Origin of the sequence: Erwinia pyrifoliae DSM 12163 (assembly GCF_000026985.1) — a bacterium.
In the GTDB taxonomy this organism is placed as follows: domain Bacteria; phylum Pseudomonadota; class Gammaproteobacteria; order Enterobacterales; family Enterobacteriaceae; genus Erwinia; species Erwinia pyrifoliae.
The window spans coordinates 3,250,383-3,268,392 of record NC_017390.1; the positions used below are offsets into that span (position 1 = coordinate 3,250,383).

Genomic DNA, 18,010 nt, shown 5'->3' on the forward strand with positions numbered 1-18,010 from the left:
CGGGCACAATGTGATATAAGTCACTAAATTTTAGCCCTGAAAGAAATTGTCTGTTTTGTAGCGAAACAGAAGGTGCCAACGCGGCACCTGAGAGATCACTTTTTGATGGTCTGCACACCGTTTGCGGTGCCAATCAACGCCACATCGGCACCACGGGCAGCAAACAGCCCAACGGTGACCACGCCGGTCAGCGCATTGATCGCCGTTTCCAACCGGATCGGGTCAATAATGTTGAGGTTATGCACATCGAGAATGATATTGCCGTTATCAGTCACCACATCCTGGCGGTACTCCGGCAGCCCGCCAAGCTTCACCAGTTCGCGCGCAACGTAGGAACGCGCCATCGGGATCACTTCCACCGGCAGCGGAAAATGCCCCAGCACATCAACCTGCTTGGACTCATCAGCAATACAAATAAAGCGATCGGCTACCGCAGCAATGATCTTCTCGCGCGTTAGCGCCGCGCCGCCGCCTTTGATCATTTGCATCTGGCCGTTAATCTCATCGGCACCGTCAACATAGAGCGAAAGGACGTCAATTTCATTAAGGTCAAAGACGGGAATACCATAGGCTTTTAGCCTGGCGGTAGACAGCTCCGAGCTGGAGACCGTTCCTTCGATTTGATGTTTCATCGACGCCAGTGCATCAATAAAGTGCGCGGCCGTCGAGCCAGTGCCAACCCCAACGACAGTGCCCGGCGTGACGTAATCAAGCGCGGCCCAGCCTACGGCCTTTTTCAGTTCATCCTGCGTCATGATATGTTTAAAACCTGTGCTGCAACTTGGTGCGCGTAGTATAAAGCAAGCCCGGCAAAAAAAACCGTTCAGTTGCCTCTTTGGTTGGCAGTAATGGAACCTGACCCACAAAGTGCTTAATTCCTGAAGGGGCATTAGCACAACGTAAAGGGCAGAAAATATGGCATAGTGACCCACCACACCTGAAAGAGAGTACAAAGACCAATGAAACGCCCGGATTACCGCACGCTTCAGGCGCTGGACGCAGTAATACGTGAACGCGGCTTTGAGCGTGCGGCGCAAAAACTGTGTATTACCCAGTCTGCGGTTTCACAGCGCATTAAACAACTGGAGAATATGTTCGGCCAGCCGCTGCTGGTGCGTACGGTACCGCCACGCCCGACGGAGCAGGGACAAAAGCTGCTGGCACTGTTACATCAGGTTGAACTGCTGGAAGAGGAGTGGCTGGGTGATGATAACGGCGGCACCACGCCACTGCTGCTGTCGCTGGCGGTCAACGCCGACAGTCTTGCCACCTGGCTACTGCCAGCACTGAAAACGGTACTGGCCGATTCGCCGGTGCGTTTGAATATTCAGGTGGAAGATGAAACCCGCACTCAGGAACGCCTGCGCCGTGGTGAAGTGGTCGGCGCGGTCAGTATCCAGCCACAGCCGCTGCCCAGCTGTCTGGTTGACCGTCTGGGAGCGCTTGATTATCTGTTTGTTGGCTCGAAAGAGTTTGCTGACCGCTATTTCCCGAATGGCGTGACGCGATCCGCATTGCTGAAAGCGCCGGCGGTCGCATTTGACCATCTGGATGATATGCATCAGGCCTTTTTACAGCAAAATTTTGATTTATCGCCGGGTAGCGTACCCTGCCATATCGTTAACTCGTCGGAAGCCTTTGTGCAGCTGGCGCGGCAGGGAACCACCTGCTGTATGATCCCGCATTTGCAGATTGAGCGTGAGCTGGCGGAGGGGGAGTTAATTGATTTAACGCCGGGGCTGTTACAGCGCCGTATGCTCTACTGGCACCGTTTTGCCCCGGAGAGCCGTCTGATGCGTAACGTCACCGATGCCCTGCTCGCACACGGTCACCGCGTGCTGCGTCAGGATATGTTTTAACGCGCTAACACGGGGCGACCGGCTGATATAGGGCCGCCCCTGAATTACCGGTCAGGGATTGCGTTGCAGTTCAAACACCACGTCAACCTGGTCGTCAAAATGAATACTCTGCTGCTCGTAAGTTTGAGCAGCAGAGGTCATTACGGCGGCATCAGCGGTTTTATACATCCGCGCCATCGGCATCGGCTGATAGTTGGCTACGTGATAGCGAATACTGTAGATCTGCCCCAACCTGGTGCCAAAGCCCTGCGCCAGTTCGCCAGCCTGTTTCGTCGCATCTTCAATCGCCGCCTGACGCGCCTTATCACGATATTGCCCGGGATTAGCCACGCCCAGTTCAACCCCACTGATCTCATTCAGGCCTGATTTCAGCGCCCCGTCCAGCAGCTCGTTAAGTTTATCCAGGTGACGCAGCGTAACCTGTACCTGGCGCACCGCACGATAACCTTTCAGCACCGACTTACCGTCCTTCTGGTAGTCGTATTCAGGCTGGGTGCGCAAATTAGCAGCATTGACGTCCTTCTTATCAATGCCATTTTTATTCAGAAAATCAAAATATTGTTGTACGCGGGAGTCAGCCTGCTTTTTAGCTTCCACGGCATCTTTGGCAGACACATTCACTTCAATAGCAAGAGTGGCAATATCAGGCGTTGCATCCACGCTGGATTTCCCGGAGGTAACGATATGCGGCCCGTTGGGTAGTTCATCCGCCTGTACTGCCAGTGGCAAAGTACCTAATCCCAATACGGCGGCAAGAGCCAGTTTAGTCAGCTTCACTGCGTTCTCCATGCATTCTGTTATCAGTTTCTGTCAAATAGTTGGTGAACACCGTAAGTATGATGCCAACCTGCTTTACTGTGCAAGTGCACGTCATACTAAATAGCTGCGCGGAATAGTAGATCACTTTGAGGGAACTCAGCCCGGATTGTGCGATCTGATCAATCGCCAAATCAAAACAAATCACCAACCGGACTGAGCAATGCCGATCATAGCACCCATTTCCCGTGAAGAACGACGCCTGATGCGAAAAGCTATCCATAAAACGCGCGATAAAAATCATGCCCGCAGGCTGACGGCCATACTGATGTTGCACCGGGGAAACCGTGTCAGCCACGTCGCCAGAACGCTCTGTTGCGCCCGTTCATCCGTCGGGCGCTGGATTAACTGGTTTACGTTGTCCGGTGTTGAAGGTCTGAAATCGTTGCCCGCAGGGCGCTCCCGCCGATGGCCATTTGAGCATATCTGCACTCTGTTACGTGAACTGATAAAGCACTCTCCCGGCGATTTTGGTTATCAGCGTTCACGCTGGAGTACGGAATTGTTGGCTATAAAAATTAAAGACATAACCGGCTGCCGGTTGCATGCAGGAACCGTCCGTCGCTGGTTGCCCGCTGCCGGGCTGGTGTGGCGCAGAGCTGCGCCAACCCTGCGGATCCGTGACCCGCACAAAGATGAAAAGATGGCGGTGATCCGCCAGGCGTTGGACAAATGCAGCGCAGAGCATCCGGTATTTTATGAAGATGAAGTGGATATCCACCTCAATCCAAAAATCGGTGCTGACTGGCAACTGCGCGGGCAGCAAAGACGCGTGGTAACACCGGGTCAAAATGAAAAATATTACCTGGCGGGTGCGCTGCACAGCGGAACGGGCAAAGTCAGTTACGTTGGCGGTAACAGCAAAAGTTCGGTGCTGTTTATCAGCCTGCTTAAGCACCTGAAAGCGAGTTACCGCCGGGCAAAAACGATCACGCTGATTGTCGATAACTATATCATCCACAAAAGCCGTGAAACGCTGAGCTGGCTGAAACAGAATCCAAAGTTCAGGGTGATTTACCAGCCGGTTTACTCGCCGTGGGTCAATCATGTTGAGCGCCTGTGGCAGGCGCTGCACGATACCATTACACGCAATCATCAGTGCCGGTCAATGTGGCAACTGTTGAAAAAAGTACGCCACTTTATGAAAACGGTCAGCCCGTTCCCGGGCGGTAAACACGGACTGGCAAAAGTGGAGCGCTATTAGACGCAGCTATTTAGTGACTCCGGCTTCGCCAGCGAGTTCCCGCTACCAGACGGAGACGGCCTGCCATGCCAGTTTGCTGGCAATCGCCCACATCACCAGCCCCACCAGCAGATTGATAACGCGCTGAGCGCGGGTNGTACTGAGTAAAGGAGCCAGCCAGGCCACCGCCATTATAGTGGCAACAATGCGCCAGCGGGTGTGCTGTAACGCAGCAGATGATGCCAGTTGGATAGGGGGCAGTTTGGATATCGAAAATGATTTTACGTTCAGGCTGTTTTGTACTTTGGGATTTGACTGGCAATAAGAAGTGAAACTGTCCGGTCGTTAAATCCATTACAATTGCCAAAGCAGAATAATACCTCTTGCGCAATGTAAAAGCACTAAGGTGACGGTATCGGTCTCCCTACAAACTCACCGCCAACAGATCTTCCTACAGGTCACATGTCAGATCGTGTGATCATCTTTACAGTATTCAAAAGACCATGATTTTCACTTATCGATTAAAGCAGGTCAATTTATTGTAGCAATAATTTTAAATATGACATAAATCACTAGAAATATTGTATGTTCGTGACTGCCATCACCTATTTTCAAGATTAATGTGAGATATTCTCCTGGCGTGCTTGACTTTTTTACCCACATCAAATGGAGGTGTTTATGGAAAGGGTTGAGGATATCAGCGTTTTAAATGAAATGGTTTTCAGCGCATTAACGGAAAATGAACTACAGGAGCGATTTAAAGATATTTACCACAAGATTAATGATGAAAACGAATATGATGAGTCCGGACATATAGCATTTTTCCCTCTCTCCAGACTGAACTCGCGTCTGGAGCGGCAGGAATGCCGGCACATCATTTCAGAAATCATTGAAAGCGGATATTTTACCAACGGACCTTATACTGCGAAAATAGAAGAAACAATAAGATCGTATTATGGTGCGCATACTTGCATTGCCACCAGTAGTGGAACTGATGCATTAATGATCGCACTGAAATCAGTCGGTGTGAGTCCGGGTGATGAGGTCATTGTCCCTCTGAATTCCTTTGCCGCAACGGAGAATGCGGTAATGGCTGTCGGAGCCATACCTGTGTTCGCAAATATTGATGCCTCTTTCAATATGCATCCGGATGAAGTGCTGCGCCTAAGGACATCCAGAACAAAAGCGGTATTACCGGTCTGTCTTTATGGCTCGTGCCGTTATATTGGTGCCATTCACCGCATAGCCCGCGAGGCCGATATCCCGGTTATTGTGGATGCGGCACAGTGCTTCGGGATTTGGTCACTCATGAATTGCTGTGATCTGCTGACTCTAAGCTTTAATCCGTTCAAAAATATCGGTTCCTTCGGCAAATCCGGTGCGATACTGACGCAATCTCCTGAGCGGGCGCTCATAGCAAGGCAATATTCTTACCATGGATTTACTGTAGGTAAAAAGAATATAAAAGCCCAGAATTGGGGGTTAAACAGCCGCATGGATAACATGCAGGCCGCCACGCTCAGTATCAAACTCAGGCACTTTAAAAATAATGAAAAAAAACGCTGTCTGCTTGCAGCCCGCTACCATCTGCTGCTGGAGTTTCTGGCGCATAAAATAACGCTACCGCTTGAGAAATTCCAGAATACCTGGCATCTTTTCCCCGTGCTTTTCTGTCAGGGGGAGCGTGATGCTTTATTTTCCTTTGCGCGTGAAAGAGGGGTTGAGTTAGATATTTACTACCCAATACTTTCTCATTGCGGGGAACATCCACTGGCAACAGGTTATTCACGTCCTGAGCAGTTCATCCCCTCTGAAATCATTCATTCTGCATTGTTTCATCTTCCGCTGCATAACCATATGTCGCTTCAGGAGCAGGACAGCGTTGTCGGGGTATTGCATGACTATTTTAAATGAAAAATGGCCTGTTGAATTTCCTCTCCCGACAGTGATTAGTACTATTGTGTGTTGCGATCTTGACGAAACATACATTCCATCAGTCAGTGATAAAAAGGCACTGGGGGGCGTTGATCTGCTGGAAGCTTATCTTGAGTCCTGCGCAAAAGAAAAAGGGATACTCGCAGGCTGGGTCACCGGAACAAATTTGGTTTCGGCCAGGCGCAAGTCCAGAGGTTATATTTCACGTAGCCCCCATTTTATCTGTTGCAGTCTTGGTACAGAATTTTACTGGGTCAGAAATGGCATGCTTTGCCCATCGGAAACCTGGGCTGAACGGATACGCCATTCAGGTTATAGCCGTGAAAATGTTGAAGGCATAGTCAGTATTCTGTTGGAAAAAGGTATGCCCCTGCGGAAACAACCGGAAGACTACCAAGGCCCCTATAAAGTCAGTTATTACTATCCTGAAGGTCCTGCATTGGCCCGTGATTTTGCCTGCATACAGGCACTGGCTGACGAGCGACGGGTTCGTGTCGTCTTTACCCGATGCAACCCGGCTGCCGGTGATCCACCTGACTGTTATGATGTTGAATTTATCCCTCTTTGCTGTGGCAAGGATCAGGCGGTGTCTTTTCTGATGCAAGAACTCACTCTGCCGAAAGAAGCCGTTATTGCCTTTGGTGACAGCACGAATGATTTCGCCATGTTTGCTCAGGCCGGGAAAGGCTATCTGGTGGGTAATGCAGACCCGTTCGCTATTAAGCAGTACGGCAGCAGCCTGGACAGGGCTTATTGCCACGGGATACTCAAAGTGCTTAAGGAGTTACAGGGATGATTATTGGAATTGTCGGTTGTGGTGGTATTGCACGCGCCCATGTCTGCGCCCTTTCCCTCAATACGCTGGTAACCGGGCTGGCCCTGTATGATGTCAATGAAGATAGCATGCGACAGCTCAGCGAGATCGGCACCCTGCCGGTGATTCGTTGCCAGAACCTGAAGCAGCTAGCTGATATGAGTCAGGGTTTCGTCATTTGCACACCAAATCATCTCCACGTCAGTGTGGCGGAAGAGGTTCTCCGCTATAAACCGATCCCGTTTGTATGCGAAAAACCGCTGTCAACAGATCTCAACTCTGCCCGGTATCTCCAATCAATCGCGCCGGAAGGCAGTATTGTGTCCTTTAATTACCGGTATAACCGGGTTATCGCCACGATTATGCAACTGATAAAAGACCGTGAATTAGGGGACCTGCATTTCTTCTCTGCGGAGTTTAATAAAAATTCGGCACTGACCCGCCATCACCTGACCTGGCGTGACTCCGCCCGGCAGAGCAAGAGCAAGAGCAATGGTGCACTCGGCGATCTCTCCTGCCATCTCCTGGATCTGTTTTGTTTGATGGGCGAAAGTCCGGTTGCTCTTAACGGGATCAGGACGGTAAAGGGAACACGCGTGGCTGAAAAATCGGACGGTCTGGTTGAAGTGGATGATAACGGGTATGTGATGGGCTGTTCAGAAAAGGGAGCCTATTTCAGAATTCATGCCAGTAAATCGGAAACAGGGAAGGATCTGGGGCTGCACATGCAGATCGTATTAGAGAAGGGAGAGATCGGATATTCCACTCATCATGAAAACAGTCTGCTCCTGAGCCTGTTTAATGACACAGCTACTGAAACGATTGCTTTCGACGGGATGAAGCGATTACCTGATCCTCCACGGGAGCTTCCGTTCTGGTCAGATTCGTTTATTCATCTTCATAACGACTGGTGTGGCCTGATTAAACATGGCACATCAGCCCCGATGCTGGCGGATCTGTCGTCAGGTCTTCATATACAGGAAATTATCGAGGCATTCTGAAAGAAAATGGACACTATTCTTTTTACTGGGCTGTTTGCCGCATTTTTTACGACGTTTGCGTTTGTCCCTCAAAGTATTAAAACGCTCCGGACGCGCAATACCGAAGGCATTTCCGTTGTCATGTATATGATGTTCCTCATCGGGGTTATTTCATGGATTGTTTATGGCATCCAGCGCTCTGATTTTGCTGTGCTGGCCGCAAATATTGTCACATTGTTTCTGGCAGCGCCGGTGCTGATAATGACACTGCTCAACCGCAGAAAAAAAAACCTATGAATATTGCCATCATCGGTGCGGGTCCTGCCGGATTAATATCAGCCCGCAACGCGGTTAAGGCAGGTCATTCCTTTGTATTGTTTGAAAAAAATGCCCTTACANGGGGGGGGGGTGGAACCCCTGGAGCGGTGGTGCTTATCGTAACGCCCGTATGCAAAACTCTCGGTATGCGTTTCATTATACAGACTTCCCTCCGGGATCTACCGATGTTTTTCCCGGTGTGGATCAGGTGTTCAAATATCTTTCGGCGCTGGCCGGAACAGATGATATTCGTGAGACTACCCGGTTGAATACTGAAGTGATTTCATTGCGGAAAACATCAGAGAACTGGTTGATCGGCAGTGTCTCTAAAGGCCGACTCAGGGAGGATGTTTTTGACAGGGCCATCATTGCAACCGGTGAACTCTGGCAACCAAGTTTACCTGCCTTATCCGGAGCTGAACACTTCTGCGGAACGCTGATCTCATCACGGGAGTACCAGGAGCCGGAGAAATTTAAAGGAAAGACGCTCTCAGTCATTTACTTAGAAAAGGTGATATTACTGACGCTGAATACAGGGCGGCATTTGCGACAGATCCCCAGGAATCCATTTCCGCGTACTTGCCGTATTCGCAAATATATCTCTGATAAAATGGCCGTAAAGGCTCTTTTCTCATAATGTCCGGATTAATCTTGCCGGGTTTCCTGCATAAATTCCCTTTACCTCAATCGGTTTAACCACCACGCAACCAGCACCAATTACCGAACCACTACATATATAGGGTGACAGAATGGTGGCTCCGCTGCCCACAGATACTGAGTCTGCGAGGGAAATGGTGATCCAGTTATTCGAAGACGGATCCGGCGAACCGGAATGAAAAAGATCGTTAGCGAACGTCACGTTATGACCAATGAAGCAGTTCTGACCTATTGTTACGTTTTCACAAATAAATGTGTGTGACTGGATCCGACTACCACTGCCGATCACACACCCTTTCTGTATCTCAACGAAAGGACCAATAAATACATTATCCCTGAGTTCACATTCATAAACATTGACAGGTCTGATTATGGTGACGTTTTTCCCTGAAATCACGTCGCGAACTTCACTTTCTATTAATTTCATATACGTTTCCAAAATAAGGTCTCATTAAGAGAGCGGAATTACTGTGCGTAAAACTATTTTTTCTCAGGCTCCACCTTTATAAAAAAAACCTGTATCCGGCAAACCTGTGGAGCACTGTAACCTGGTGCATCCGCAATTTCCCGGATACACAGGTTTTTAACCAGTCGGTAGTACAGGACTTTCTGATGCCGCTCAAGATCGGCCTGTTTTCCCCGGTATTTACCCAGCGAATGCGCCCGTTCAATCCCCTGTTTTTGCCGCTGGCACCCGGAAATATTCAGGCATGGTATGTGCGACAGGCGAACACCGCCAGAATGCCGCCAACCTGCTTCGCTGTGCAAGTGCACGTCATACCAGGACTCCGGCTTCGCCAGCGAGTTCTCGCTACCAGACGGAGATAGCCTGCCATGCCAGTTTGCTGGCAATCGCCCACATCACCAGCCCCACCAGCAGATTGATAACGCGCTGAGCGCGGGTNGTACTGAGTAAAGGAGCCAGCCAGGCTGCCAGAATGGCCAGACCGAAAAACCACAGTAGCGAGGCGCTGGCAGTACCAAGAGCGAACCAGCGGCGTGCTTCTGGCGGCAGCTGGCCACCGAGGCTGCCTAAAATAACAAAGGTATCAAGATAGACGTGCGGATTCAGCCAGGTCACCGCCATCATAGTGGCCATAATGCGCCAGCGGGTGTGCTGTAACGCCGCCGCTGATGCCAGTTGGATATCGCCACAGCAGGCGTTACGCAGCGCTCCCCAGCCATACCACAGCAGAAAAGCCACGCCGCCCCAGGTGACCAGGCTAAGCAGCAGCACCGACTGATTCAACAGCGCGCTACCGCCAAAAATACCGAAGAAAATCAGTAAGATATCACTTAGAGTACAGAGCGCAGCGGTCATCAGATGGTACTGGCGACGTACCCCCTGATTTAATACGAATGCGTTCTGCGGCCCCAGTGGCAAAATCAGAGTCGCCCCCAAGGCAACGCCCTGAAAGTAAACGGATAACATAAGAAAACCTCACCGATTAATAGATTCGGTAAGTGTATAGCGATGGGATTATCAGGAGAAATTCTAAAATTTAATAGCCAATAAGAAAGGCTAATAGCAGGAGGGGATCAGCCGGGGCTGACCCGTAAAGGCCAGCCCCGGCTAAAAAACAGTAGCCACTGCGCTGAACAGCCTGCTACTCCAGCCATCAGGTTATTCTGGCTGCACGGTTTTTTCCGTAGCTTCGGCGGATTTGCTCTGATGAAAATGCACATCCATCTGCGGATAAGGGATACCAATTTTGTTGGCATCCAGAGCAATCTTGAAGTTTTTCATCAAATCCCAGTAGACGCTTTGCAAATCATCTACCTTGCTCCAGCAGCGCACCACCACGTTGACGGATGAACCGGCAAGTTCATTAACGCCGATCTGAACCCCACGTTCCTGTACCACACGCGGCTCGGCATCCACCACCTTGCGCAGCACCTTAAATACCCGATCGAGATCCGCATCATAAGCAACACCAATAATGAATTCGTTGCGCCGCTCAGGCTCGCGCGAATAGTTGATGATATTGCCGCCGATAATTTTACCGTTTGGCACCACGACAATTTTGCCATCGGCGCTTCTCAGGGTGGTAGAGAAGATCTGCACCTGCAGTACCGTACCGCTCACGCCACCGAGATCGACAAACTCGCCCGCGCGGAACGGGCGGAAGGTCACCAGCAGCACGCCAGCCGCCAGGTTAGACAGCGAACCCTGCAGGGCCAGCGCAAAGGCAAAACCAGCGGCAGCCAGCGCCGCAATCACCGATGCGGTTTGTACACCCACACGCCCTAAGGCCGCGATCAGGGTAAAAGCAATAATGCCATAACGTACCAGACCGGAAAGGAAATCAGCTACGGTGGGGTCGATATGGCGTGCGATCAGCAGTTTATTAACGGTTTTGGCAATAAAACGCGCCGCCATCATGCCAACAATGACGATAACAATCGCCGCGACAATATTCACGACATAGCCAAGCAGTTGCGCCTGGTTCCTCACCAGCCAGCTCCCGGCGTTATTGATACCGTCTACCACATTCAAATTATCCATTTCCCTGTCCTGTTGTTAGCCCAATAAGGGCGTTCAAATTCTTGCCGCGATCGCGACAAACGCTGGAGTAAGGGTAAAACAATAAAGTGAGAAGTGCCAAGTAAGTAGCGAGATTGATTGTATTTTCTGCTAAAAGGCGAAAAAAAAGGCCCGTATGGGCCTTTTTTGCAGGATAAGCTAATTACAGCACGTCGATAGCATTCAGTTCTTTAAATGCCTGTTCCAGACGAACGATCATTGAAGCCTGGGAAGCGCGCAGCCATACGCGCGGGTCGTAAAACTTCTTGTTCGGCTTATCAACGCCTTCCGGGTTACCCAGCTGCGCCTGAAGATAGCCTTCGTTCTTTTTATAGTACTGCAGGATGCCGTCCCAGGTTGCCCACTGGGTATCGGTATCGATGTTCATTTTGATCACGCCGTAGCTGATTGATTCCTGAATCTCAGCGGCTGATGAACCTGAACCACCGTGGAACACGAAGTCCAGCGCGTTATGCTCAAGGTTGTGTTTCTTGCTGACGAACTCCTGAGAGTCGCGCAGGATGGTCGGGGTCAGTTTCACGTTGCCTGGCTTGTATACGCCGTGTACGTTACCGAAAGACGCTGCAATGGTGAAACGCGGGCTGATTTTGCTCAGTTCGGTGTAAGCGTAGTCCACGTCTTCTGGCTGGGTGTAGAGTGCAGAAGCGTCCATATGGCTGTTGTCAACGCCGTCTTCTTCCCCACCGGTGCAGCCCAGTTCGATTTCCAGGGTCATGTCGATTTTCGCCATGCGCGCCAGGTACTTACTGGAAATCTCGATGTTCTCTTCCAGAGACTCTTCAGACAGGTCAATCATGTGAGAAGAGAACAGTGGCTTACCGGTTTTGGCGAAGTGTTCTTCACCCGCGTCCAGCAGACCGTCGATCCACGGCAGTAGTTTCTTCGCGCAGTGGTCAGTATGCAGGATCACCGGCACACCGTAGTGCCCGGCCATCAGGTGTACGTGATGTGCACCAGAGATGGCACCGAAAATGGCAGCAGCCTGTGGCTGGTCTGATTTCAAACCTTTGCCGGCAATAAAGCCTGCACCGCCGTTAGAGAACTGGATGATGACCGGCGATTTTACTTTCGCAGCGGTTTCCAGCACGGCATTGATGGAGTCAGTACCTACACAGTTAACAGCAGGCAGGGCGAATTTATTTTCTTTCGCCACTTTGAAGATCTTCTGCACGTCGTCACCGGTGACAACGCCTGGTTTTACGAAATCGAAAATTTTAGACATGTTAGCTTGTCCTGTTTTTGTCGGTCGTTTAAATGGAGTCTGTGAAATCAATCAGGCGGGGAAATTCGCCCCGCCACAGGGTTTACTGTTTTGCACGCTCTTCCAGCATGGCAACCGCCGGCAGAACTTTACCTTCTACAAATTCGAGGAAGGCACCGCCACCGGTAGAGATATAGGAGATTTTATCTTCGATACCAAACAGGTCAATGGCTGCCAGCGTATCACCACCGCCAGCAATGGAAAATGCATCGCTGTCTGCAATCGCATTGGCGACGATTTCAGTCCCTTTACGGAAGTTAGGGAATTCAAATACGCCTACCGGACCGTTCCACAGAATAGTTTTAGCATTTTTCAGCAGGTTAGCCATTGCCAGTGCGGTTTCGTCACCGAAGTCCATAATCTCTTCGTTATCCTGAACTTCAGAGACTTTCTTCACGGTAGATGGCGCAGTTTCAGAGAATTCCGTGCCTACGCGTGAATCAACCGGAACCGGAATACCGTATTCATCACGCAGTTTTTTCGCCGCATCAACAAAATCTGGCTCATAGAGGGATTTACCGACGTTGTTCTCAATGGCAACGAAGGTATTAGCGATGCCGCCGCCGACAATCACGGTGTCGGCAATCTTGACCAGTGAGTTGAGCACGTCGAACTTGGTAGAAACTTTCGAGCCCCCCACTACTGCCACCATCGGGCGTGCCGGGCTTTTCAGCGCTTTACCTAAGGCTTCCAGCTCAGCCGATAGCAGCGGCCCTGCACAGGCGACCGGAGCAAACTTGCCCACGCCGTGGGTAGAAGCCTGCGCGCGATGCGCGGTGCCGAAAGCATCCATCACAAAGATGTCGCACAGCGCGGCATATTTTTTAGAGAGGGTTTCGTCGTCTTTCTTTTCGCCTTTGTTAAAGCGCACGTTCTCCAGCACCACCAGCTTGCCGACAGCCAGCTCAACGCCATCAAGGTAGTCTTTTGCCAGTGAGACGTTATCTGCACCCAGCTTTTCTTTCAGGTAGTTAACTACTGGCAGCAGAGAGAACTCTTCGCTGTATTCGCCTTCGGTCGGGCGGCCCAGGTGGGAAGTCACCATCACTTTAGCGCCCTGCTTCAGCGCCGCTTCAATAGTCGGCAGAGAAGCGCGAATACGTGCATCTGACGTCACTTTCCCTTCTTTTACCGGCACGTTCAGATCGGCACGGATCAGAACACGTTTACCCGCAAGATCCAGATCGGTCATCTTAATTACAGACATGGTGAACCCTCTCGTTGATTCTCAAAGTTTTATTGACGCAGCCGCGTCCTGGCTGAAACCGCTGGTGGCCATCGCTAACGTAGTATCGATCATGCGGTTAGCAAAGCCCCATTCGTTGTCACACCAGACTAAAGTTTTAATCAGGTGCTGACCGCTGACCCGGGTCTGGGTGCCATCAACGATGGCACTGTGCGGATCGTGATTAAAATCAATAGAGACTAACGGTAATTCCGTGTAGTCAACTATACCACTAAATGCCCCCACCGACGCACTGTGCAGCAGGGCGTTGACCTCGCAGGCTTTCACCGCATCACGTACGCTGACGCTGAGATCGATCGCCGTCACGTTGATCGTCGGTACGCGCACCGCGATCGCTTCAAAGCGATCGTTAAATTTTGGAAATATTCGGGTTATGCCGGCGGCCAGACGCGTGTCGACCGGAATAATCGACTGGCTGGCGGCGCGGGTACGGCGCAAATCCGGGTGATAAGCATCTATCACCTGCTGGTCGTGCATCGCCGAATGAATGGTGGTGACCGTACCCGATACTATTCCCCAGGCATCATCCAGCAGTTTGATTATCGGAATAATGCAGTTGGTGGTACAGGAGGCATTTGATACCAGCAGATGCTCTGGCAGCAGCTCTTTTTCATTGACGCCATACACCACCGTCGCATCCAGATCGTGGTCGCCCGGGTGCGAAAACAACACTTTACGTGCACCCGCCTGCAGATGGGCCTCTCCGTCGGCACGGCTGCCGTACACTCCGGTGCAGTCGAGCACGATATCGACATTCAGCTCGCGCCACGGCAGGTGGTGAATCTCCGGAACATGCAGCAGACGAATAGTGTCATCACCGACCGTCAGCAGGTCGCGCTCCTGGCGGACGTCCCAGGCAAAACGCCCGTGGCTGGTATCGTATTTCAACAGATGCGCCATCCCGGCCGCATCAGCCAGTTCGTTGATAGCCACCACCGTAATCTCAGCCCGTCGCCCGGTTTCATATAGCGCACGTAAAACATTGCGGCCAATACGACCAAAACCATTAATGGCAATGCGAACGGTCATAACACTCCAAATCTGAATTCATCTTGAAATCGGACAATTAGCCTGAGCCAGCAGTCAGAATTTGTACAGAAAATTTTTGCGCTAAGGCATTGAGCACTGACGTCAATGACCGACGTACAAAAGCAAACTGAAACGCTTCAGCCAGAGTAATAGAAGTGAGGAATAATGGGAACGACTGGGGTCAATTGTGGCGCGTAACTTTGGATCTACGTCACAAAATTAGCTCTTACAGCGCGGAAACGGGCGGATCGTCGATCCGCCCGCTCATACAGCGTTACAGCAGTTCTTTCGCTTTGGCGACCACGTTATCCACGGTGAAGCCGAACAGTTCAAACAGCTTCTCTGCCGGGGCCGACTCGCCGAAGCCGGTCATGGCAACGATAGCCCCGTTCAGACCGGTATATTTGAACCAGTAATCAGCGATACCTGCCTCAATCGCCACGCGGGCGCTGACAGCTTTCGGCAACACCGATTCACGATAAGCCGCATCCTGCTTATCGAAGGCGTCGGTAGACGGCATGGAAACCACACGCGCTTTACGCCCTTCAGCAGTCAGTTTGTCATAAGCCGCAACCGCCAGTTCCACTTCAGAACCGGTAGCGATAAAGATCACTTCCGGTGTTCCCGCACAATCTTTCAGTACATAGGCACCACGGGCTACGTTCGCCAGCTGTTCAGCGGTACGTTCCTGCTGCGTCAGGTTCTGGCGCGAAAGGATCAGCGCCGTTGGGCCGTCATGGCGTTCAATGGCATATTTCCACGCAATCGCGGATTCAACCTGGTCGCACGGACGCCAGGTGCTCATGTTTGGCGTCACGCGCAGGCTTGCCAGCTGTTCAACCGGCTGGTGTGTCGGGCCATCCTCACCCAGCCCGATTGAGTCATGGGTATAAACCATTATCTGACGAATTTTCATCAGTGCGGCCATACGCACCGCGTTTCGCGCATACTCAACAAACATCAGGAAGGTCGCCGTATAAGGCAGGAAACCACCGTGCAGAGTAATGCCGTTAGCGATAGCGGTCATACCGAATTCGCGCACGCCGTAGTGAATATAGTTACCCGCTGCGTCTTCGTTGACAGGCCTGGAGCCGGACCACATAGTCAGATTACTTGGGGCCAGGTCAGCGGAACCGCCCAGGTACTCTGGCAGCAGTTTACCAAAAGCTTCGATAGCGTTCTGCGAGGCTTTACGGCTGGCGATTTTCGCCGGATTAGCCTGCAGTTGCTCAACGAACTTCTGCGATTCAGCAGCCCAGTTAGCCGGCAATTCGTTTTTGATACGGCGTTTAAACTCTTCAGCCAGCTCCGGGAAAGCCTGAGCATAGGCTGCAAACTTGTCGTTCCAGGTCGCTTCTTTGGCCTGACCGGCTTCTTTCGCATCCCACTGCGTGTAGATATTCTGAGGGATCTCAAACGGCGCGTGGTTCCAGCCCAGCTGCTTACGGGTCAGGGCAATTTCTTCGTCTCCCAGCGGTGCACCGTGAGAATCATGCGTACCGGCTTTATTCGGCGAACCAAAACCGATAACGGTTTTGCACATCAGCAGGGAAGGCTTATCGCTAACCGCTTTGGCTTCTTCAATCGCTTTTTTGATCTCATCCGCATCGTGGCCGTCCACGCCGCGCACAACGTGCCAGCCGTAAGACTCGAAGCGTTGCGCCGTATCGTCGGTGAACCAGCCGTCAATATGGCCATCAATGGAGATACCGTTGTCGTCATAGAAAGCCACCAGCTTGCCCAGCTTGAGCGTTCCCGCCAGCGAGCAGACTTCGTGGGAGATGCCTTCCATCATGCAGCCGTCACCCATAAACACGTAAGTGTTATGGTCAACCACGTCATGGCCCGGACGATTAAACTGTGCCGCCAGCGTGCGTTCCGCAATCGCCATACCGACCGCGTTAGCGATGCCCTGGCCCAGAGGCCCGGTGGTGGTTTCAACGCCCACGGTATAACCGTATTCCGGGTGGCCAGGGGTTTTGGAATGCAGCTGACGGAAGTTAGCCAGTTCGCTAATCGGCAGATCGTAGCCGCTGAGATGCAACAGGCTGTAGATCAGCATAGAGCCGTGGCCGTTTGACAGCACGAAGCGGTCGCGGTCAGCCCACTGCGGGTTGGTTGGGTTATGATTGAGGAATTCACGCCACAGCACTTCGGCGATATCAGCCATGCCCATTGGCGCGCCAGGGTGGCCGGATTTGGCTTTTTGCACCGCATCCATACTCAATGCGCGAATGGCGTTGGCAAGCTCTTTGCGAGAAGACATTTTCTACTCCAGGTCGGATTTAACGCTTCGCCTCCTTAACCTATTGTAATTAATGAGTTATAGGGCAAAGCCGAAGGGAAGTCGACCATCAATGTACATGAAATACGGGTAACATGTACATGGCGCTGGCGGTAAAAAAAATCACATAACTTGCCGTTTGGCTACAAGACGACTATGCAATCAGGGCAACAAACGTTATAACCGCCTTTCGCCGGGGCTAATCCGCCGACGAGACATAACAACATTGTGTTTTTACTCATTTGTTACCTTAATGGATAAACTGGAATGAAGAAACGTATCACTTGTATCGCGCTGGCGCTGACTGGCTTACTTTCCGGCTGTCAAAATTTTGACAGCAATGCCCTGATGCAGTCTGGCAGCCAGGCCTGGCAGGCCGCTACCCTTAGCGATGCGCAGGTTAAAGAGTTGAGCGACAAGTCCTGCCAGCAGATGGATAGCGAGGCACAAATTGCCCCTGACAGCAGCCCCTATGCACAACGCCTGAAAAAAATCTCCGCAGCGCTCGGGGATAACATCAACGGCACCCCGGCCAACTATAAAGTTTATCTGACTAAGGACGTCAACGCATGGGCGATGGCGAACGGCTGCATCCGCGTATATAGCGGCCTGATGGATTTGATGAGCGATAACGAAGTTGAAGGTGTGCTGGGCCACGAAATGGGCCACGTTGCGCTGGGTCACTCACGTAAAGCCATGCAGCTGGCCTGGGCTACCACTGCCGTGCGCAGCGCTGCCGCCTCCGTTGGCGGGGTTACCGCTTCGCTGTCGCAGTCACAGCTGGGCGATCTGGGTGAGAAGCTGGTAAACGCTCAGTTCTCACAGGGCCAGGAATCCCAGGCTGATGACTACTCTTTCGACCTGCTGAAAAAACGCAATATCAATCCACAGGGGCTGGTCACCAGCTTTGATAAACTGGCGAAGCTGGAAGGCACCCACGCCAGCAGCATGTTTGACTCGCACCCGTCCTCACAGGCGCGTGCTGACCATATTAAGCAGCGTATCGCCGCTGGCAAGTAAGATCGGTCAGGGGCGGGTAAAAACGCCCCGTATAGTCATTTAAAATAATAAATGCGTTTTCGA

The 18,010-nt window shown here is 51.6% G+C and carries 17 protein-coding genes and 3 pseudogenes; 9 read left to right on the forward strand and 11 right to left on the reverse strand.

The genetic code is table 11. From position 1 onward, the window contains the following. Positions 1 to 95 precede the first annotated feature (95 nt). Positions 96 to 755 carry a ribose-5-phosphate isomerase RpiA gene (rpiA, locus tag EPYR_RS14805; RefSeq protein ID WP_012669189.1) on the reverse strand — a complete coding sequence of 220 codons (660 nt, stop codon included), beginning with the start codon at positions 753 to 755 and terminating at the stop codon, positions 96 to 98. Positions 756 to 959: 204 nt separating this feature from the next. Here rpiA and EPYR_RS14810 point away from each other — a divergent pair, with 204 nt between their 5' ends. Beyond that, positions 960 to 1,859, forward strand: a complete 900-nt coding sequence (locus EPYR_RS14810) for a LysR family transcriptional regulator ArgP (protein WP_012669190.1) — start codon at positions 960 to 962, stop codon at positions 1,857 to 1,859. A 51-nt stretch (positions 1,860 to 1,910) separates the two neighbouring features. On the opposite strand, the gene EPYR_RS14815 is transcribed toward EPYR_RS14810, so the two are convergent. Further along, a complete protein-coding gene (locus EPYR_RS14815) occupies positions 1,911 to 2,648 on the reverse strand; it encodes an oxidative stress defense protein (RefSeq protein ID WP_014539423.1) in 738 nt (245 codons plus the stop codon). A 190-nt stretch (positions 2,649 to 2,838) separates the two neighbouring features. Between EPYR_RS14815 and EPYR_RS14820 the strand changes: the two genes are divergently transcribed. Next, a complete protein-coding gene (locus EPYR_RS14820; RefSeq protein WP_012666458.1) occupies positions 2,839 to 3,879 on the forward strand; it encodes an IS630 family transposase in 1,041 nt (346 codons plus the stop codon). 42 nt (positions 3,880 to 3,921) lie between these two features. Here the strand turns inward: EPYR_RS14820 and EPYR_RS20885 are convergent. Further along, positions 3,922 to 4,110 (reverse strand): annotated as a pseudogene (locus tag EPYR_RS20885) (arginine transporter); the annotation flags it as partial. Positions 4,111 to 4,536: 426 nt separating this feature from the next. Between EPYR_RS20885 and EPYR_RS14825 the strand changes: the two are divergent. The 6 genes and pseudogenes from EPYR_RS14825 (at position 4,537) to EPYR_RS14845 (ending at position 8,542) form a co-directional block, all read left to right on the forward strand. Further along, positions 4,537 to 5,772, forward strand: coding sequence for a DegT/DnrJ/EryC1/StrS family aminotransferase (locus EPYR_RS14825; protein WP_012669192.1), 1,236 nt, complete (start codon positions 4,537 to 4,539; stop codon positions 5,770 to 5,772). After that, positions 5,756 to 6,589: an HAD-IIB family hydrolase gene (locus EPYR_RS14830; RefSeq protein WP_012669193.1), complete on the forward strand. Its 834-nt coding sequence runs from the start codon at positions 5,756 to 5,758 to the stop codon at positions 6,587 to 6,589. The genes EPYR_RS14825 and EPYR_RS14830 overlap by 17 nt, the downstream gene beginning before the upstream one ends. Then, positions 6,586 to 7,608: a Gfo/Idh/MocA family protein gene (locus EPYR_RS14835; protein ID WP_012669194.1), complete on the forward strand. Its 1,023-nt coding sequence runs from the start codon at positions 6,586 to 6,588 to the stop codon at positions 7,606 to 7,608. The genes EPYR_RS14830 and EPYR_RS14835 overlap by 4 nt, the downstream gene beginning before the upstream one ends. A gap of 6 nt (positions 7,609 to 7,614) precedes the next feature. Continuing rightward, complete coding sequence (locus tag EPYR_RS14840; protein WP_012669195.1) at positions 7,615 to 7,884, forward strand: SemiSWEET family sugar transporter; 270 nt, start codon at positions 7,615 to 7,617, stop codon at positions 7,882 to 7,884. Continuing rightward, positions 7,881 to 7,940: pseudogene (locus EPYR_RS21430) on the forward strand (FAD-dependent oxidoreductase); the annotation flags it as partial. The gene EPYR_RS14840 and the pseudogene EPYR_RS21430, both read left to right, overlap by 4 nt. A 95-nt stretch (positions 7,941 to 8,035) precedes the next feature. Further along, positions 8,036 to 8,542 carry an NAD(P)/FAD-dependent oxidoreductase gene (locus EPYR_RS14845; protein ID WP_071819846.1) on the forward strand — a complete coding sequence of 169 codons (507 nt, stop codon included), beginning with the start codon at positions 8,036 to 8,038 and terminating at the stop codon, positions 8,540 to 8,542. Here EPYR_RS14845 and EPYR_RS19550 read toward each other — a convergent pair. From EPYR_RS19550 to tkt, 8 genes and pseudogenes are all read right to left on the reverse strand, one after another. Beyond that, a complete protein-coding gene (locus EPYR_RS19550; protein ID WP_012669197.1) occupies positions 8,537 to 8,989 on the reverse strand; it encodes an acyltransferase in 453 nt (150 codons plus the stop codon). The genes EPYR_RS14845 and EPYR_RS19550 overlap by 6 nt on opposite strands. Before the next feature lie 53 nt (positions 8,990 to 9,042). After that, positions 9,043 to 9,264, reverse strand: a pseudogene (locus EPYR_RS21165) (hypothetical protein); the annotation flags it as partial. 109 nt (positions 9,265 to 9,373) lie between these two features. Beyond that, a complete protein-coding gene (gene argO / locus EPYR_RS14855; RefSeq protein WP_012669199.1) occupies positions 9,374 to 9,994 on the reverse strand; it encodes an arginine exporter ArgO in 621 nt (206 codons plus the stop codon). A gap of 192 nt (positions 9,995 to 10,186) precedes the next feature. Beyond that, the gene (mscS, locus tag EPYR_RS14860) at positions 10,187 to 11,068 is read right to left on the reverse strand and encodes a small-conductance mechanosensitive channel MscS (RefSeq protein ID WP_012669200.1); all 882 of its coding nucleotides are present in this window, start codon (positions 11,066 to 11,068) and stop codon (positions 10,187 to 10,189) included. A gap of 181 nt (positions 11,069 to 11,249) precedes the next feature. Continuing rightward, positions 11,250 to 12,329, reverse strand: coding sequence for a class II fructose-bisphosphate aldolase (gene fbaA / locus EPYR_RS14865; RefSeq protein WP_012669201.1), 1,080 nt, complete (start codon positions 12,327 to 12,329; stop codon positions 11,250 to 11,252). Between the two features lie 82 nt (positions 12,330 to 12,411). Beyond that, a complete protein-coding gene (gene pgk / locus EPYR_RS20800) occupies positions 12,412 to 13,575 on the reverse strand; it encodes a phosphoglycerate kinase (RefSeq protein ID WP_012669202.1) in 1,164 nt (387 codons plus the stop codon). Between the two features lie 21 nt (positions 13,576 to 13,596). Further along, the gene (epd, locus tag EPYR_RS20805) at positions 13,597 to 14,643 is read right to left on the reverse strand and encodes an erythrose-4-phosphate dehydrogenase (RefSeq protein ID WP_012669203.1); all 1,047 of its coding nucleotides are present in this window, start codon (positions 14,641 to 14,643) and stop codon (positions 13,597 to 13,599) included. Positions 14,644 to 14,917: 274 nt separating this feature from the next. After that, positions 14,918 to 16,909, reverse strand: coding sequence for a transketolase (tkt, locus tag EPYR_RS14880; RefSeq protein WP_012669204.1), 1,992 nt, complete (start codon positions 16,907 to 16,909; stop codon positions 14,918 to 14,920). A 285-nt stretch (positions 16,910 to 17,194) separates the two neighbouring features. Between tkt and loiP the strand changes: the two genes are divergently transcribed. Then, on the forward strand, positions 17,195 to 17,947 hold the full coding sequence (gene loiP, locus EPYR_RS14885) for a metalloprotease LoiP (RefSeq protein WP_012669205.1): 753 nt from the start codon (positions 17,195 to 17,197) through the stop codon (positions 17,945 to 17,947). Positions 17,948 to 18,010 lie beyond the last annotated feature (63 nt).

Coding starts and splice junctions, on each gene's coding strand:
- EPYR_RS14845 (WP_071819846.1), top strand. CDS start 8,036: ATGCAAAACTCTCGGTATGCGTTTCATTATACAGACTTCCCTCCGGGA.
- tkt (WP_012669204.1), bottom strand. CDS start 16,909: ATGTCTTCTCGCAAAGAGCTTGCCAACGCCATTCGCGCATTGAGTATG.
- EPYR_RS14835 (WP_012669194.1), top strand. CDS start 6,586: ATGATTATTGGAATTGTCGGTTGTGGTGGTATTGCACGCGCCCATGTC.
- EPYR_RS19550 (WP_012669197.1), bottom strand. CDS start 8,989: ATGAAATTAATAGAAAGTGAAGTTCGCGACGTGATTTCAGGGAAAAAC.
- fbaA (WP_012669201.1), bottom strand. CDS start 12,329: ATGTCTAAAATTTTCGATTTCGTAAAACCAGGCGTTGTCACCGGTGAC.
- loiP (WP_012669205.1), top strand. CDS start 17,195: ATGAAGAAACGTATCACTTGTATCGCGCTGGCGCTGACTGGCTTACTT.
- epd (WP_012669203.1), bottom strand. CDS start 14,643: ATGACCGTTCGCATTGCCATTAATGGTTTTGGTCGTATTGGCCGCAAT.
- rpiA (WP_012669189.1), bottom strand. CDS start 755: ATGACGCAGGATGAACTGAAAAAGGCCGTAGGCTGGGCCGCGCTTGAT.
- pgk (WP_012669202.1), bottom strand. CDS start 13,575: ATGTCTGTAATTAAGATGACCGATCTGGATCTTGCGGGTAAACGTGTT.
- EPYR_RS14825 (WP_012669192.1), top strand. CDS start 4,537: ATGGAAAGGGTTGAGGATATCAGCGTTTTAAATGAAATGGTTTTCAGC.
- EPYR_RS14815 (WP_014539423.1), bottom strand. CDS start 2,648: ATGGAGAACGCAGTGAAGCTGACTAAACTGGCTCTTGCCGCCGTATTG.
- EPYR_RS14830 (WP_012669193.1), top strand. CDS start 5,756: ATGACTATTTTAAATGAAAAATGGCCTGTTGAATTTCCTCTCCCGACA.
- EPYR_RS14840 (WP_012669195.1), top strand. CDS start 7,615: ATGGACACTATTCTTTTTACTGGGCTGTTTGCCGCATTTTTTACGACG.
- EPYR_RS14820 (WP_012666458.1), top strand. CDS start 2,839: ATGCCGATCATAGCACCCATTTCCCGTGAAGAACGACGCCTGATGCGA.
- EPYR_RS14810 (WP_012669190.1), top strand. CDS start 960: ATGAAACGCCCGGATTACCGCACGCTTCAGGCGCTGGACGCAGTAATA.
- mscS (WP_012669200.1), bottom strand. CDS start 11,068: ATGGATAATTTGAATGTGGTAGACGGTATCAATAACGCCGGGAGCTGG.